Source organism: Arthrobacter sp. PTI12 (genome assembly GCF_056679915.1).
The window spans coordinates 1,357,740-1,374,018 of record NZ_CM155256.1; the positions used below are offsets into that span (position 1 = coordinate 1,357,740).

The following is a 16,279-nucleotide window of genomic DNA, read 5'->3' on the forward strand; positions in this document are numbered from 1 at the left end:
CGGTTGCCCTCATGCGGGCGGCAGACGGTCACTGTGGCGCGCTCTTGCGTGCTATCCATACTCATCAATTCAGGAGAAACACATCATGCAAACCTGCATACAACGAGGAATCAAAGTATTCCTCCTCGCCGGGGGCATCCTCGTCCTTGGCGCCGGGGCGGCATCAGCCGATGAGACCGGCATAGCGGTAGTTGGCGACGTCGTAGCGCCCGTAAATGTCAGCGGCAATTCCGTCTCGGTGATTGGGGACGCTTCCTCTGAGGGGTCGACGTCGTCATCGGATGGAGTGGCCGTCGATAGCAGCGATCCTGCTGGCGCCACCGGATCGGAAGGCACCCTCCTCGGCGGCGTGACCGCAGCTGTCGAGGCAGCCATACCAGTGAATTTGAGTGGTAACTCGATCTCACTGATAGGTGATTCCTCAACCGTTGGCTCTACTGCAGCGGCCGGTGGTAGCGCTGGCGGCGGTACCATCGGCGGTGGCGAGGCCCAGGCTTCGGTGGGGGAAGGGCATATCGGTGGTATCACTGCCGGCGTTGCCGCTGTAGCACCGGTGAATGTTGGTGGTAACGCGGTGTCGGTGATTGGTGATTCTTCGACCAGTGGCTCCGATTCTGCTGCTGGTGGTGAATCTTCGGGGGATACCTCGACAGGTGCCGCTGAAGGCACTGACGATGGCGGGCTTCTTGGTGATGTTGTCGGTGATGTTGATGCGGTTGTGCCGGTGAATGTTGGTGGTAACACGGTGTCGGTGATTGGTGATTCTTCGACGAGCGGTGCTGATTCTGGTGCTGAGGGTTCGACATCGGGGGATACCTCGACGGATGGTGCTGAAGGCACTGACGATGGCGGGCTTCTTGGTGACGTTGTTGCGGGTGTTGATGCGGTTGTGCCGGTGAATGTTGGTGGTAACGCGGTGTCGGTGATTGGTGATTCTTCGACCAGTGGCTCCGATTCTGCTGCTGGTGGTGAATCCTCGGGGGATACCTCGACAGGTGCCGCTGAAGGCACTGACGATGGCGGGCTTCTTGGTGACATCGGAGTTGACCTCGGTGTGATCGTTCCTGTCAACGTTGGCTGCAATGCAGTCTCGGTGATTGGCGACAGCAACTCGTCCGGTTGTGGATCTGCCGCGGATGGTCCTTCTGTTCCCGTGAGCCCTGAGGATCCGACTGATCCTGAGACCCCGGTTAATCCCGAGGATCCGACTGATCCTGAGACCCCGGTCAACCCTGAGAATCCGGGCTCGTCCGCTGAACCTGGCTTCCCCACGACGCCCGGTGATGGAGTAACCCCCGGTGAAGGGGACTCTCCTGCTAACGGTGGCCCTGCTGTTCCAGGTGATCAGAGTGGTACTCCCGGCAACGGGGCTCAAGGTGGCAACACTGCTTCGGACAACGGTATGACCGCCGAGTCCACGGTGGTTTTGGCGAGCGCCGGCGTCATGGCCAGTGCCGGTACAAGCGCTGCCGCTGACACGAACGCCACCTCGGGCAATGCGACCCGTGGCAGCCTCGCGCAGACAGGAACCGATTCGTCGGTGCTGCTTCTGGTAGGAGGCCTGCTGCTGGGATGCGGTGTTGCCCTGGTGTCGCGTCGGCCCCGTACCGCACGCATCTAGGTTGATCCACGGCGATGGCCGGAGCCCACGTGGCTCCGGCCATTCGCCGCGCCTGCGTTAGGTGCTACTCGTAACAATTCCGGGCCGGATGCGACCGCGGTGAAACGCCCGTGTTACTTCTTGAAGCATGAAATCGCAACACTCAGCTGCGTCCGCTGAGGAACGCAACGCGCGCATTGCAGTTACCATTTTCCCGCTGCTTGTCCTGGGCGGCGGCGCCGTCGCGTTGATGATACCGACGGCGTTCACCGGCCTCGCACCGGCGATCAATCCTCTTCTCGGAGTCATCATGTTCGGGATGGGCCTGACCCTGACACCGCCGGATTTCGCAATGATTGCCAGGCGCCCGATTCCGGTGGTGATCGGCGTCGTTGCGCAATTCGTAGTGATGCCGCTGCTGGGGCTGCTGGTGGTTTCCGTGCTCGGACTGCCGGCCGCCCTTGCAGCCGGTGTGATCCTCGTTGGATGTTGCCCCGGCGGCACAGCATCCAACGTGGTGTCTTACCTGGCCAAGGGTGATGTAGCACTGTCAGTCGCCATGACCACTGTGTCGACACTGCTTGCTCCGCTCCTGACTCCTCTGCTCACCCTCTGGCTGGCAGGACAATACCTACCGGTAGACGCCGGCGCCATGGCATGGTCCATCGTCCAGATTGTGCTGATTCCCGTGGCACTTGGTCTGGCCGCACGCCTGCTCCTGCCTCGTCTTGTGGCAGCGGCGCTTCCCGTACTGCCCTGGATCTCGGTTGCCGCGATCACCCTGGTGGTCATGGCTGTAGTCGGGCTGAGCGCCGAAGCAATTTTCTCGGCGGGCTTGCTTGTGCTGCTGGCAGTAGTCCTGCACAACGGCCTCGGGTATGCGCTCGGCTATGGAGCTGCACGAGTTTTCAAGCTGCCGATTCCGTCCCGGCGCACCACGGCGATCGAGGTTGGAATGCAGAACTCGGGCCTCGCAGCAGGCCTCGCCCGGACACATATGACCCCGGAGTCAGCCCTCCCCGCAGCAATATTCTCGGTCTGGCACAACGTCTCCGGCGCACTTCTGGCAGCGTACTGGCGACGCCGCGGTGCAGCCGGAGAGACGCAGCGGCCAGCGCCGGAAACGAACCTCGCGAGCTAATTCAACTCACGGTGGTTTTTGGGCCCGCTACCGGTCGTCGTTGGCATATCTAAGGCCCAGCTGGGCCCGGACGCCATCGAACATCCGCATGGTGTCGAGCGTGTGCTGAAGCGGCATGGTGGGACTTTCGAGGAGACCCTCTTGAATGCACCGCGTGGTTTCGCGTAGCTCATAGGCGTACCCGTTCCCTGCCTGTTCGAACTTCTCCACCCGTGCTTCGCCTCCGTGCGGATGGACGTACAGTTCCCGCGGGTTGTGAAGCGGAGCGGACGTGCGTAGCCACCCTTTGCTACCGGCGACAGTGGCCTGGCTGGGCCCGGAGGCCAACAACGACGACGACAGCTGGGCCTGCGCGCCGCTTGCATAGGTGAGGGTCAGCGCGTTCTGCGCGTCCACGCCGTCGTCATTCAGTGTGCCTTCGGCCGCAACCGAAGTGGGGAAGCCCAGCGATCCCAGCGCCCACGTGGACGGGTAAACTGTGAGGTCCAGCAGTGCTCCGCCACCGGCGAGCGGGTCCCACAGGCGGGCTTCGGGGTTATAGGCAGCTGGGAAACCGAGGTCCGCCTGTACCCAGCGGATATCGCCGAGTTCGCCCGAGTGGATGATGTCCCACGCCCGGTTCACGCTGGGGAGGAAGCGCGTCCACACCGCCTCCATGAGGAACACCCGCTTCTCCCGGGCCAGATTGATGAGCTCCTCCGCCTCACGCGCGTTGACGGTGAAGGCTTTCTCGCACAGAACGTGTTTGCCGGCGGCAAGCAGTGCCTTGCATACTTCGTAGTGCTGGCCATGCGGAGTCGCTACATAGACGACGTCCACGTCCGGATCCTCAGCCAGCCGCTCGAAACCCCGGGAGCCGCCGTCGTCGTAATGCACGGTTGCGAAGCCGTGCGTATCGGCGAAGGTGCGCGCCCGATCTTCCCTACGCGAACTCACCGCCTGCAGCACCGCGTCCTCGAGGCGGGCGATATCCTCGGTCACTTTCCGTGCGATCCCGCCCGTGGCAACCACGCCCCAGCGCAGCGGCGCGCCGGTAGCGGCGAAAGGCGAGGGCGCGTCCGGCGCAACGCACGGGGGCACAGGGAGGCGGAGGTTCGTCGTCATTCCTTCATACTTCCGAATGCAGGAGGGCACGTCCACCCGTTACGGCAGGGGTACGTCCGCAACCCGCTTCAAGGACCAGCGCCACTCCGTTCACCCGGCGTCGCATGGGCATTGCGAGCTCCGAAGCGCCGACCTGGGAGAGCCTCACTTTTAGCATGCGACGAAAAAAGATCCCCGGTCGCGAAATGCGGCCGGGGATCTTCCTGGAGTTGGCTACTTGACCAGCTCAGCGAGCGTGGGGTCATCGGCGTACGCTTCTGCCGCGTTTTCCTGGGTGACGATCTGCGGTTCCAGCAGGTAGGCCGGGACAACCTTCACGCCGTTGTCGTAGGACTCGGTGTCGTTGACCTCGACCTCTTCACAGGCGCCGATGGCTTCAACCATCGTGATGGTCTGCTCCACCAGATTGCTGGTGTCCTTGTTGATGGTGGAGTACTGCTCACCTGCCATGATCGACTTGACCGATTCCACCTCGGAGTCCTGGCCGGTGACAACCGGCGTATCCTTTCCTGCAGCCGCAACCGAGGTGAGGACGGCGCGTGCCAGCGTGTCATTCGGTGAGAGCACGCCATGCAATTCCTCGGAGGCGTAGTTACCGCTGAGGAGGGTATCCATGCGACGCTGCGCGTTCTCGGCCTTCCAGCCCTGGGTCACTGCCTGGTCAAAGGAGGTCTGGCCTGAGACGACATTGAGCGTGCCGTCGTCGATCTTCGGCTGAAGGACGCTCATGGCGCCGTCGAAGAAGACCTGGGCGTTCGCGTCATCGGGAGAGCCCGCGAACAGTTCGATGTTGTAAGGACCTTCACCCTTGCGCTCAGCCAACCCGTCCAGGAGGGCCTGGCCCTGCAGCTCACCGACCTTGAAGTTGTCATAGGCCACGTAGTAGTCCACGTTTTCGGTGTTGGTGAGCAGACGGTCATAGGCGAGGACCGTGATCCCGGCGTCCTTGGCTTGCTGCAGCTGGTTGCCCAGTTGTGCGCCGTCGATCGCACCGACCACGAGGACCTCCACGCCGTTGGTGATCATTGAGCTGATCTGGGCTTGCTGCTCCGCCACGCCGCCATTGGCAAACTGGACGGACGGCTCGTACCCGGTTTCGGTCAGGCCATCGTTGAACAGCTGCTCCGCCAGGACCCAGTTCTCCGAGGTCTTCTGGGGCAGCGCTACACCGATGGCGGCGCCTTCCTCGAACCCTTCGCAGGCGGTCTCGGTGCCGCCGGCGGTCCCGGTTGCCGTACCGGGATCCTCGCGGCCACAGGATGTCAGCGCCAATGCTGAAATTGCAGTGAGTGCTGCAAGTGATTTTGCGAAGTTACGCATTCGATTTCTCTTTCTTTAGCATCTTGCTTTGGTTGTCAGTGAAAGGTTTTGGCCAGAACCGGCGGATCGGTTCTAGAGGACCTGCTTTGTGCCCACTGCCTCCCGGGCTGCGGGGTTTTCCTCGGGCGCTGACGGCGCATCGGGCTTGTTTCGCCCGCCGCCGAAGTTTCGGGTGAGCAATCCGATGATGGAGGGCTTCCCCTGGCTCTTGTTGTACACATCAAACGCGACTGCGATCAGCAGCACGAGACCCTTGATGATCTGTGTCATGTCGGCGCCGATGCCCATCAGCTGCAGGCCGTTGTTCAGGACGGCCATGACGAGGCCGCCGATCACGGAGCCGATCACCGTTCCCACGCCACCGGTCACTGCTGCACCGCCAATGAACACTGCCGCGATCGCATCGAGTTCCCAGCCCACGCCGTCGAAGGGGCCCGATGCTGTGGACCGGCCCACGAAGATCATTCCGGCGAGTGCCGCAAGGATGGACATGTTCATCATCACCAGGAAGTTCACGCGCTTGCTCTGCACGCCGGAGAGCTCGGCCGCGTGGCGGTTGCCACCGACGGCATACACATGGCGACCGACCACGGTCTTGTTCGAGATGAACGCAAAGATGATGACCAGGACAGCGAGGATGAGCCCGGGAATAGGGAAGGACGTTCCCGGGCGGCCGGTGGCAAACAGGGACGTGACGTACAGGATGGCGGCGGCGAGGAGGACGAGTTTCGCCACGGAGATCCACAGCGGCTGCACCTCTGAGCCGATCTGCGCGGTGCGGCGGCGGTTGCTGAACTCCTGGTACACGAAGAAGCCCACAGCGAGCAGACCCAGGAGCACCGTGAGGTTGTTATATCCCGTGACGGGTCCCACCTCGGGGAGGTAGCCGGCCCCGATGAACTGGAACGCCTCAGGTACGGGAATGGTGTTTGATTCGCCCACGTACTGGTTCGCTCCACGGAACAGGAGCATGCCCGCCAGGGTCACGATGAACGCCGGTATGCCCACGTAGGCAACCCAGAATCCCTGCCACGCTCCGATCAGTGCACCGAGGACAAGCCCGAGCACGATCCCGAGGTACCAGGGAATGCCCCAGTCGCGGATGGAGATGGCGACGACGACGCCGGCGAAGGCTGCCACGGACCCGACCGAGAGGTCGATGTGGCCCGCGATGATGACCAGCACCATGCCGATTGCCAGGATCAGGATGTACGCGTTGCCGTTGAACAGGTTGATGACGTTGGTCGGTGTGAGTGTGTTGCCACCGGTCTGCCATTGGAAAAACAGAATCAGGGCGATCAGGGCGAAAATCATCCCGAACTGCCGGGTGTTGCCGCCGAACATTCGCTTGAGGGAATTCATGGTGCGTCCTAGGGATTCGGTCAGGCAGATTTTCTGCTGGCGGTCATGAGTTTCATCAGGGATTCCTGGCTGGCTTGCTCACGGGTCACCTCGCCGGTGATGGAGCCTTCGAAGATGGTGTAGATGCGGTCTGAGAGACCGAGGAGTTCCGGGAGCTCTGAGGAAATGACGATCACGCCCTTGCCCTGGTCTGCGAGCTTCTGGATGATGCCGTAGATCTCGTATTTGGCGCCTACGTCGATGCCGCGGGTCGGCTCGTCAAGAATGAGCAGATCGGGATCGGTGAACATCCATTTCGACAGCACCACCTTCTGCTGGTTGCCGCCGGATAATTTGGCCACGCCCTCGTTGACGCTCGGTGTCTTGGTCCGCAGCGACTTCCGGTATTCCTCCGCCACGCGGTATTCCTCGTCGTTGTCCACCACGAAGTTGTGGGTGATCTTTTTGAGGTTTGCGGAGACGGTGGTGGTCTTGATGTCATCCAGGAGGTTCAGCCCGAGCGATTTGCGGTCCTCGGTAACGTAGGCGAGGCCCGCGTCGATTGCCTGCGGCACGGACTTGAAGGTGACTTCCTTGCCGTCCTTGAAGATCCGGCCGGACTTGAAGTTGCCGTAGGAGCGGCCGAACACGGAACGGGCGAGTTCCGTGCGCCCGGCGCCCATCAGGCCGGCGAAGCCGACGATCTCCCCGCGCCGCACCTTGAAGCTTGAGTTCTTGCAGACCAGGCGGTCGGCAACGTTGGGGTGGCCGACCGTCCAGTTGCGCACCTCGAAGAACGTTTCGCCGATCTTCGGGGTGTGGTCAGGGAAACGGGACTCGAGAGAGCGTCCGACCATGCCGCGAATGATGCGGTCCTCGTCCACGCCGTCGTTCTTGATATGCAGGGTTTCGATTGCCTTGCCGTCACGGATGATCGTGATGGAGTCCGCAATCTGCTCGATCTCGTTGAGCTTGTGGGAGATCATGATGCAGGAGATGCCCTTGGAGCGCAGTCCGGACATCAGATCCAGCAGATGCTGGGAGTCAGCTTCGTTGAGTGCGGCTGTGGGCTCATCGAGGATGAGCAGCTTAACGGACTTGCTGAGGGCCTTGGCAATTTCGACCAGCTGCTGCTTGCCGACACCGATGTCCTTGATCTTGGTAGTCGGGTCTTCGCTCAGCCCGACGCGGGCCAGGAGCTCGACGGCGGAGAGGTTGACCTTGTCCCAGTCGATCACTCCGAAGCGTGTGGGCTCATTGCCGAGGAAAATATTCTCGGCGATGGACAGCTCGGGGATCAGCGCGAGTTCCTGGTGGATGATCACGATTCCGGCGGCTTCGCTGGAACGAATGTCCTTGAACTGCATCTCCTTGCCCTGGAAGACAATCTGACCCTGGTAGTCGCCGTAAGGATAGAGCCCGGAGAGCACCTTCATCAGGGTGGATTTCCCAGCACCGTTTTCACCGCAGATCGCGTGAATCTCGCCGGCCGTAACGGAAAGGGAAACATGATCGAGTGCTTTCACACCGGGAAATTCCTTGGTGATCGACTGCATCTCGAGGATGGTGTGGTTGTCCATAGAGGCCTTCCCGCAACTGACTGCGCTGTCCTTGGACCGAAATGGCCCGCCAAAAAAGTAAACTCTGAGTAAGGTGTTGGCGTCAAGTCTTGAACGCAATTAATGTCGAACTGTTGGAAAACCAGAACTTAGCTTGAGCTAAGGCTGGGCTGGGACAAGACGACGGCGACGCCCCCGAGTGCTTCGGCGCGGTCCCCGAGGGAGCCCATGCTGACAGTTGTCGATTCTCCGACAACCGGCACTGCATGCCGAAGCAATCCGCGCCGGACGGGGTCAAGAAGGATATCGCCGAGGCCGGTCAGGGACCCGCCGAGAACTATCAGTTCGGGGTTGATCAGGTTGGCGACATGGGCAATGGCGCGGCCGATCGCGAGGCCGGCATCGTCGAGGACGCGAAGTGTTGCGGTGTCTCCGTCGAGGGCGAGCTGCACAATGTCGGGCGCCGTGAGCGGCCGGTGGCTGGTGCGCTCTAGCAGGCTGATCATGGTTGCCGTCGAGGCGACGGTTTCGAGGCAGCCGCGGTTGCCGCACCGACAGATGAGGCCGTGCTCGTCGATGGTGGTGTGGCCTAGTTCTCCCGTGATCCCGACGTTGCCGTAGTACAGCGCACCGTTGAGGATCAGGCCGGCGCCGATGCCTGAGCCGATCTTCACGAAGATCAGGTTCTCCACCGAACTGTGCGGCCCCCAGGTGACCTGCGCCAGCGCTCCGAGGTTGGCGTCATTGTCAATGAACACAGGGATTCTGAGGCGTTCACTGAACGTCTCGAGGATGTTGATTCCCACCCATTCAGGCAGGATGGCGCCCTGCACAACGGTTCCTGTGCGACGGTCAATGGGGCCGGGGATTCCGATGCCGGCGCCGAGTAGCGCGCTTCGGGGAGTACCCGATTCCGTCAGCAGCCGTTCAAGGAGTTCCGCGGCGGCGTCGAGCCCTTCCTCCGCGGTGTGGCCGGCTGTCAGCGGGATGGCTTCCTCGCAAAGAACACGGTAGTCCGGGCCGGCAAGGACTACCCTCACGTGCCTTCGGCCGATGTCGATGCCGACAGCAACTAACCCGTTGTCATTGAGCGCAACGGACAGGGCCCTGCGCCCGGAGCTGGTGGTGGGGCTCGTTGTTACTGTGCCTGAGTCCGACATACCGCGAACAATGTTGGAGACCGTCGCCGTGGAAAGCCCGGTCTGGCGGGCCAGTTCAGCCTGGGTCTGAGGACCGCCGGTCGCAAGCGCCTGGACGATTCTTTGCTCATTGAGCTGCCGGAGAGCCGACTGGGAACCTGGCTTATGAAGGCTCGGCTTGGGGGCAGGCCTCGACGGCGCGGCAGACTCAACGGACATGCCTACAGATTCCTACACGAAGGTTGTTGCCGTCAAGAAGTAAACGCAACTCGATGGAGAGCAGCCAACTCCTGATAGCGGGAAGCGTTGTCCCGGACGTCCTGCAGTTCGTTGTCGGTCAGCTCCCGGCGGACCTTCGCCGGGACACCGGCCACCAGCGAACGCGGCGGAACCTGCATGCCTTCGAGCACCACGGCGCCGGCGGCAACCAGGGATCCCTCTCCGATGGTTGCGCCGTTCATGATGGTGGCGCTCATGCCGATCAGGCAGTCGTTCCCGATCGTGCACCCATGCACGACGGCGCTGTGCCCCACACTCACGCGGTCTCCCACGGTGGCGGGGAAGCCCGGATCGGCATGCACGACCACGTTGTCCTGCAGGTTTGTACCCGCGCCGATGGTGATGGTCTCAGTGTCTGCGCGCACACTGACGCCGTAGAACGCGCTGGCGTTATCCCCGAAGGTTGCCTTGCCGATGACGGAAGCCGTCGGTGCTACGAACACGGTCTCCGGGATCGAGGGAGTGTTACCGCCGAATTCAATGATGTGTCCCATCCGCCCAGCCTATCCCCGTGAGATCTCAGGCCGAGCTCCTTCGCGTGGAGCAATCCGGACCGGGCCCGGGGGTAATCGGGACTGGCGGGTGGGCAACCTGGACTGGCGGGTGAGCAACCCGGACCGGGGTGAGGGAAATTTCGCTCACGCTGGACCATGTTGCTCCAGCCCCGCTAGCAACCCCCCCGTACGCGTCTGTCCCACTTCGCTCCCGCCTCCGCCTCAACACTTCGTCACCCGCCGTCCGCGTCCCACTTCGTCGCTCGCCTCCGTCTCTGGCGGGGTCGGGAATTGCGGGCGTTATCCACATAGCCGGTTCTCCATCCGCGTGCGGGCGGACTATGGGCTTTGCTGGAAACCATGGCTGACTTTCCACTGCGAATCCGCACCAGCGCTGACAAACCGTACGAGGAGGCCTGGCCGCGGGAGCTCTCCCGACGTGCCAAGAGCGGCGAGCTGCTGAGAATCAGGCACGGGTGTTATGTGGACGCCCAAAGCTGGGGACAACTCGAGGACGAGCAGCGTTATCGCGGAATGCTCAAGGCGATGACCAGCACTGCACGTCGTCCTCCACTGTTCGGGGCGGAGACAGCGGGAGTGCTCTGGGGGTTCCCCCGCTCGGACCTGCCGCCGGACATCCAGGTGATCGTGCCGGTGGGTAGCGGGCGCAAGAGTAGCAATGGAGTGCGCCGGATGACGTCTCCTGCAGGCGAGGTCTCCGCCGAAGCGATGGGTTGCGGGCTACGTGTGACCGGCAAGATCCAGACGGCCGTCGATCTTTGTATGATCTATGACTTTCCATGGGCAGTTGCTGTCATGGACAGGCTGCTCAACACGAAGCCCCTCCCAGCAGAAAGTCGGAAGCGTCCAGTGACCAAGGCGGACGTTGAAGACCTTATCGCCCTGCTTCCATCCGGAGCCAAACGTCGAAAAGTCCGCCGGGTCCTCGACTTCGCCGATGGCTCGGCGATGTATCCGGGCGAGTCTCTGAGTCGGGTGTATATCGCTGAGCTCGGATTTCCGGCGCCCGAACTGCAGTACAGAGTGATGGATGAGCTGGGACTGGCCGCTGTCGTTGACTTCTGGTGGAAGGATCACGCGCTGGTCGGAGAGTTCGACGGTCGGGGTAAGTATCAGAAACCCGAGTACATGCAGGGGAAAACCGTTGCCCAAGTGGTGATCGATGAGAAGAACCGGGAGAACCGCATACGAGCCACAGGCAAAAACGTGGTGCGGTGGGAATGGAAGGAAGCCACAAATCCTCAGCTCCTGCTACGAGAGCTCACCAAGGCGGGATTGCCACGCATCAACCGGCGTCCGTGAGGCGCTGGGTGAAGCCGCGAGGAGCAATCCAGACGCCGGGCCGAGCACCCAGGACAGTGAATCGGGCAACCTGGACATAGAGCAGGAGTATTCGGACCGAGGTGAGGGAAATGCTGCTCACTTTCGTCTGAACTGCTCCTTTCGAGTCCCGGCCGGCGGGAAACCGGCACACATCCCACTCACCTTTGTCCAGGTTGCTCCCGGCCTCCGCTCCCGGCCTCCGCCACCCGCCCTCGCGACCGGCCTCCGCCACCCGCCTCCGCCACCCGCCCTCCCCACCGGCCTCCGCGACCCGCCCGCGGCGAAGACAAAGCCAACCTCAGTCCTCCAGCACTACTGCCTGCGCAACGATCACGCGCTCGCCGTTGAACGTCACGGCGGGGGAGCCATGCAGCCGGTAGCCACTCTCCAGAGCCTCGCTCACCCGCGCGCAGAACGCGCGGTCTTCGGGGCCGGTCAGTACGCGGTAGCGCAGTGGCGTCTCATCACTCATGTTTACTCCTGAACGAACCTAGTTGAAGACTACGGTCCGCGTGCCATCGAGCAGCACACGGTGCTCGGCATGCCACTGCACGGCCTGTGCCAGCGTCCGGCTTTCGACGTCCGCACCCATCGCGGCCAGCTGTGGTGCCGTCCGCGCGTGATCCACGCGGATGACTTCCTGCTCGATGATGGGGCCCTCGTCCAGAGCCGGGGTCACGTAGTGGGCAGTTGCACCGATCAGCTTCACGCCGCGGGCGTGCGCCTGGTGGTAGGGACGCGCACCCTTGAACGACGGCAGAAACGAGTGGTGGATATTGATTGCACGCCCGACCAGCTGCGAGCACAGGGAGTCGCTGAGCACCTGCATGTACCGTGCAAGAACCACGAGTTCAATCCGATGCTCGGCCACGAGCTCCAAAAGTCGTTCCTCCGCCGAAGCCTTACCGTCAGCAGTGACGGGAACATGGTGAAAAGGCACGCCATAGAATGCGGCAAGGTCAGCCAGGTCCGTGTGGTTCGAAACAATCACGGGCACCTCGATCGGCAGGATCCCCGCGCGCTGCTGGAAGAGCAGGTCGTTGAGGCAGTGGGCGGATTTGGAGGCCATGATGAGCGTGCGCGCCGGTGTGCCTTCGGCGTGCAGCCCCCACGTCATCCCGAACGCCTGGGCTACCGGCGCCAGGTGCGCTTCGACGGCGCCCCGTTCCGATCGCGTGGTGATCGCCACCCGCATGAAGAACGTCCCCGAGTCCGGGCTGCCGTACTGCTGGGACTCGGTGATATTGCAGTCAGCAGCCACCAACGCCCCGGAAACGGCATGGACAATTCCCGGCCGGTCATCACAGGAGAGCGTCAGAATGAACGACGACGGCGCGCTGCCGGGAACACCGGCCTGTACAGCTTCAGTCACGCTCCAAGGTTACCGGGCACGGCAGGGCCGCAGCAGCGCTGCGAGTCACCGTCCGAAACACTTCGAGCCAGTTTGGCTGGAACTTTCGGGCGCACCCCGGTCAACAGGTAGCCTGACCTGTAGAACCCTCATCTCACCAGGAGCCTTCCGTGACTTCATCCTCTCCCTCTGTGACCCAGTCCGTGACCAATGCGCCGCTGTCCGAGGTGGACCCGGAAATCGCCGCGGTCCTCAACAATGAGCTCGCACGCCAGCGCGACACCCTCGAGATGATCGCCTCCGAGAACTTCGCGCCGCGATCGGTCCTCGAAGCTCAGGGCTCGGTCCTGACCAACAAGTACGCGGAGGGCTACCCGGGCCGCCGTTACTACGGCGGCTGCGAGCATGTTGACGTCGCAGAAAGCCTGGCCATCGAGCGCGTCAAGACGCTCTTCGGTGCGGAGTACGCCAACGTCCAGCCGCACTCAGGAGCCCAGGCCAACGCCGCCGCGCTCGCTGCGATGATCAAGCCCGGCGAGAAGATCATGGGCCTGTCCCTGGCGCACGGCGGCCACCTGACCCACGGCATGAAGCTGAACTTCTCCGGCAAGCTTTATGAAGTCGCAGCATATGGTGTCGAGAATGACACGCACCGCCTCGACATGGAGCGCGTCCGCGAGCAGGCCCTGGCTGAGAAACCCCAGGTCATCATCGCCGGTTGGTCCGCGTACCCCCGTCACCTCGATTTCGCAGCATTCCGGTCCATCGCTGACGAGGTCGGCGCCCTGCTCTGGACTGACATGGCCCACTTCGCAGGCCTCGTGGCAGCCGGTCTGCACCCAAGCCCGGTTCCCCACTCGGACGTGGTCACCTCCACCGTGCACAAGACCCTCTCCGGCCCCCGCTCAGGCGTGATCCTGGCCAAACAGGAGTGGGCCAAGAAGTTGAACTCCAACGTCTTCCCGGGCCAGCAGGGTGGCCCGCTCATGCACGTCATCGCGGCCAAAGCCACGGCCTTCAAGATTGCCGGCACGGAAGAATTCAAGGAGCGCCAGGAGCGCGTCCTCGAGGGCGCCCGCATCATTGCAGAGCGGCTCATGGGCGCTGACGTCACCGAGCACGGAGTGTCGGTCCTCACCGGCGGAACCGACGTGCATCTGGTCCTGGTGGACCTCCGCCACTCCGAGCTGGACGGTCAGCAGGCGGAGGACCTCCTGCACTCGGTGGGCATCACGGTGAACCGCAACGCGGTCCCCAATGATCCGCGCCCGCCCATGGTCACCTCCGGCCTCCGCATCGGCACCCCCGCTCTCGCCACCCGCGGATTCGGCTCCACCGAGTTCGCCGAGGTGGGCGAAATCATCGCTGCAGTTTTGAAGCCCGGTGCTGACGTCGAGGGGCTGCGTGCACGCGTATCCCGCCTCGCTGCCGATTTCCCGCTCTACCCCGGGCACGAGGAATGGTAGAAGACCTGCCCCCAGGTGCGTTGGACTCGGCGGCAGCCCGCTCGGATGAGTACGAGATCCCCACAGCGGAGTGCTGTTTCACAGGGTGCTGTGAGCGTGGCAAGGCGTACCTGCTCGAGGAATTGGACAGGGAACAGCTCAACAAAGGAGCGGCGTAGATGAGCGCACAAATTCTTGACGGCAAGGCAACAGCGGCCGCAATCCGCAGCGAACTCACAGAGCGGGTCACCACTCTGAAGGGCCAGGGCATCACGCCCGGCCTGGGTACGGTGTTGGTCGGAGATGACCCTGGGAGCCATTCCTACGTCGCCGGAAAGCACCGCGACTGTGAGCAGGTGGGCATCAACTCGATCCGCCGCGACCTGCCGGGGGACATCAGCCAGGAGGACCTCGAAAAGGTCATTGACGAACTGAACGACGACGACGCCACCACCGGTTACATCGTCCAGTTGCCTCTGCCTGCGCACATCGACGCACATGCCATCCTGGAGCGGATGACGCCGGGCAAGGACGCCGACGGACTGCACCCGACCAATCTCGGGAAGCTCGTCCTCAATGTCAACGGACCTATGGACTCGCCCCTGCCGTGCACCCCGCATGGCATCGTCGAGCTGCTTCTGCGCCATGACATCGAGCTCAAGGGCAAGAACGTGCTCGTCGTGGGACGTGGGGTGACTGTAGGTAGGCCGCTTGGCCTGCTGCTGACCCGGCGTGCGATCAACGCGACCGTCACGCTGGCGCATACCGGCACAGTGGACCTGCCGCGGCACCTCAGCGAGGCCGACGTCGTCGTGGCGGCCGCGGGCCTGCCCGGGATGATCACGGCTGAACATCTGAAGCCCGGCGCTATCGTCCTGGACGTGGGGGTCACGAGGGTGACTGATCCTGAGACCGGCAAGGCCATCCTGCGCGGCGACGTCGCGAAGGACGCAGCCGGCGTCGCCGGCTGGCTTTCGCCCAACCCCGGGGGAGTGGGCCCCATGACGCGCGCGATGCTCCTGGCCAACGTTGTCGAGGCTGCGGAACGTCATGCGGGCGTCACCAGCTAGTTGCAGTTTTTGTCGCCGATCTGCTGCCAAAGTGTCGCCGGAACAGCAGATAGGCGACAAAAACTCCCAGGGTAGGCTCTAGGCTGTTCTGGTGCCCAACCAAACTATTCCGAACTACGTCATCTCCGCTGACCGGCTGACCAAGCACTACGGGAATTTCGCTGCCGTCGACGGCATCTCATTCGACGTACCAGCGGGGGAGTCCTTCGGCCTGCTCGGTCCCAACGGCGCCGGCAAGTCGACCACCATGAGGATGATCGGCGGCGTCTCGCAGCGCACCTCCGGGAAGCTGACCATCATGGGTCTGGACCCTGAGCAGCATGGTCCGGAGGTTCGGGCGCACCTCGGCGTCGTGCCGCAGCAGGACAATCTGGACGAGGAACTGCGCGTCCGGGACAACCTGCTGGTCTACGGCCGCTACTTCGGCCTGCCGATGAGCTACCTCAAACCCAAGGCGGATGAGCTGCTTGAGTTCGCCCAGCTCACCGACAAGGCAAAGGCGAAGGTGGACTCGCTGTCAGGCGGCATGAAGCGGCGCCTGACCATCGCCCGGTCTCTCATCAACGAGCCGAAGATCCTCCTGCTGGACGAGCCCACCACCGGCCTCGATCCACAGGCGCGGCATATTCTCTGGGACCGGCTGTTCCGTCTGAAGGAGTCCGGGGTTACCCTGATCCTCACGACCCACTACATGGATGAGGCGGAGCAGCTCTGCGACCGCCTCGTCGTGGTGGACAAGGGGCAGATCATGGCTGAGGGATCTCCCGCCACACTCATCCGCGAGCACTCCACCCGTGAGGTGCTCGAGCTCCGCTTCGGCTCGGAAAGGAACACAACGGTGGCAGCGGATCTGGCCGGCATCGGCGAACGGCTCGAGTCCCTGCCGGACCGCGTGCTGATCTACACGCACGACGGCGAGTCTGCCCTCGAGCAGGTCACCGCCCGCGGTCTTCATCCCATTACCTCCCTTGTGCGCCGGTCCTCCCTTGAGGATGTTTTCCTGCGACTGACCGGTAGGAGCCTCGTTGACTAGCCAGCACACCGGCACCCCGGATCAGCCCGCACCGGGCGGCCGCCGGGAAACGGGAAATA

At 63.0% G+C, this 16,279-nt stretch carries 15 protein-coding genes; 6 read left to right on the forward strand and 9 right to left on the reverse strand.

The features are described 5' to 3' along the window. Positions 1 to 85 precede the first annotated feature (85 nt). Together AC1MBU_RS06750 and AC1MBU_RS06755 are read left to right on the forward strand one after the other, a co-directional pair. A complete protein-coding gene (locus AC1MBU_RS06750; RefSeq protein WP_479789561.1) occupies positions 86 to 1,621 on the forward strand; it encodes an LPXTG cell wall anchor domain-containing protein in 1,536 nt (511 codons plus the stop codon). Positions 1,622 to 1,748: 127 nt separating this feature from the next. Further along, positions 1,749 to 2,741: a bile acid:sodium symporter family protein gene (locus AC1MBU_RS06755; protein ID WP_471673099.1), complete on the forward strand. Its 993-nt coding sequence runs from the start codon at positions 1,749 to 1,751 to the stop codon at positions 2,739 to 2,741. A gap of 27 nt (positions 2,742 to 2,768) precedes the next feature. Here the strand turns inward: AC1MBU_RS06755 and AC1MBU_RS06760 are convergent, their stop codons facing one another. The 6 genes from AC1MBU_RS06760 to AC1MBU_RS06785 all read right to left on the reverse strand — a co-directional run bounded on the left by AC1MBU_RS06760 (position 2,769) and on the right by AC1MBU_RS06785 (position 9,977). Then, the gene (locus AC1MBU_RS06760) at positions 2,769 to 3,845 is read right to left on the reverse strand and encodes a Gfo/Idh/MocA family protein (protein ID WP_479789563.1); all 1,077 of its coding nucleotides are present in this window, start codon (positions 3,843 to 3,845) and stop codon (positions 2,769 to 2,771) included. A gap of 213 nt (positions 3,846 to 4,058) precedes the next feature. After that, a complete protein-coding gene (locus AC1MBU_RS06765) occupies positions 4,059 to 5,165 on the reverse strand; it encodes a substrate-binding domain-containing protein (RefSeq protein WP_479789565.1) in 1,107 nt (368 codons plus the stop codon). A gap of 72 nt (positions 5,166 to 5,237) precedes the next feature. Further along, complete coding sequence (gene mmsB, locus AC1MBU_RS06770; protein ID WP_056548945.1) at positions 5,238 to 6,527, reverse strand: multiple monosaccharide ABC transporter permease; 1,290 nt, start codon at positions 6,525 to 6,527, stop codon at positions 5,238 to 5,240. A 20-nt stretch (positions 6,528 to 6,547) separates the two neighbouring features. After that, complete coding sequence (gene mmsA, locus AC1MBU_RS06775) at positions 6,548 to 8,086, reverse strand: multiple monosaccharide ABC transporter ATP-binding protein (RefSeq protein ID WP_277358199.1); 1,539 nt, start codon at positions 8,084 to 8,086, stop codon at positions 6,548 to 6,550. A gap of 128 nt (positions 8,087 to 8,214) precedes the next feature. After that, complete coding sequence (locus AC1MBU_RS06780; RefSeq protein WP_479789568.1) at positions 8,215 to 9,423, reverse strand: ROK family transcriptional regulator; 1,209 nt, start codon at positions 9,421 to 9,423, stop codon at positions 8,215 to 8,217. Between the two features lie 32 nt (positions 9,424 to 9,455). Continuing rightward, positions 9,456 to 9,977 carry a gamma carbonic anhydrase family protein gene (locus AC1MBU_RS06785; RefSeq protein WP_277358197.1) on the reverse strand — a complete coding sequence of 174 codons (522 nt, stop codon included), beginning with the start codon at positions 9,975 to 9,977 and terminating at the stop codon, positions 9,456 to 9,458. A gap of 360 nt (positions 9,978 to 10,337) precedes the next feature. Between AC1MBU_RS06785 and AC1MBU_RS06790 the strand changes: the two genes are divergently transcribed. Next, positions 10,338 to 11,300 carry a hypothetical protein gene (locus AC1MBU_RS06790; RefSeq protein ID WP_471673102.1) on the forward strand — a complete coding sequence of 321 codons (963 nt, stop codon included), beginning with the start codon at positions 10,338 to 10,340 and terminating at the stop codon, positions 11,298 to 11,300. Here the strand turns inward: AC1MBU_RS06790 and AC1MBU_RS06795 are convergent. The 3 genes from AC1MBU_RS06795 to purU form a co-directional block, all read right to left on the reverse strand. Further along, entirely contained in the window at positions 11,284 to 11,421 is a 138-nt protein-coding gene (locus AC1MBU_RS06795; protein ID WP_277358195.1) for a hypothetical protein, read from the reverse strand. The genes AC1MBU_RS06790 and AC1MBU_RS06795 overlap by 17 nt on opposite strands. 198 nt (positions 11,422 to 11,619) lie before the next feature. Continuing rightward, positions 11,620 to 11,793, reverse strand: a complete 174-nt coding sequence (locus AC1MBU_RS06800; RefSeq protein WP_479789571.1) for a DUF1737 domain-containing protein — start codon at positions 11,791 to 11,793, stop codon at positions 11,620 to 11,622. Between the two features lie 18 nt (positions 11,794 to 11,811). Beyond that, complete coding sequence (purU, locus tag AC1MBU_RS06805; protein WP_277358194.1) at positions 11,812 to 12,693, reverse strand: formyltetrahydrofolate deformylase; 882 nt, start codon at positions 12,691 to 12,693, stop codon at positions 11,812 to 11,814. Positions 12,694 to 12,842: 149 nt separating this feature from the next. Between purU and glyA the strand changes: the two genes are divergently transcribed. From glyA to AC1MBU_RS06820, 3 genes are all read left to right on the forward strand, one after another. After that, positions 12,843 to 14,138 (forward strand): serine hydroxymethyltransferase, encoded by a 1,296-nt coding sequence (gene glyA, locus AC1MBU_RS06810; protein WP_479789574.1) that lies wholly within the window; start codon positions 12,843 to 12,845, stop codon positions 14,136 to 14,138. A gap of 158 nt (positions 14,139 to 14,296) precedes the next feature. Further along, positions 14,297 to 15,187, forward strand: a complete 891-nt coding sequence (locus AC1MBU_RS06815) for a bifunctional methylenetetrahydrofolate dehydrogenase/methenyltetrahydrofolate cyclohydrolase (protein ID WP_479789576.1) — start codon at positions 14,297 to 14,299, stop codon at positions 15,185 to 15,187. A gap of 91 nt (positions 15,188 to 15,278) precedes the next feature. Beyond that, entirely contained in the window at positions 15,279 to 16,220 is a 942-nt protein-coding gene (locus AC1MBU_RS06820; RefSeq protein ID WP_277358191.1) for an ABC transporter ATP-binding protein, read from the forward strand. Positions 16,221 to 16,279: the final 59 nt, after the last annotated feature.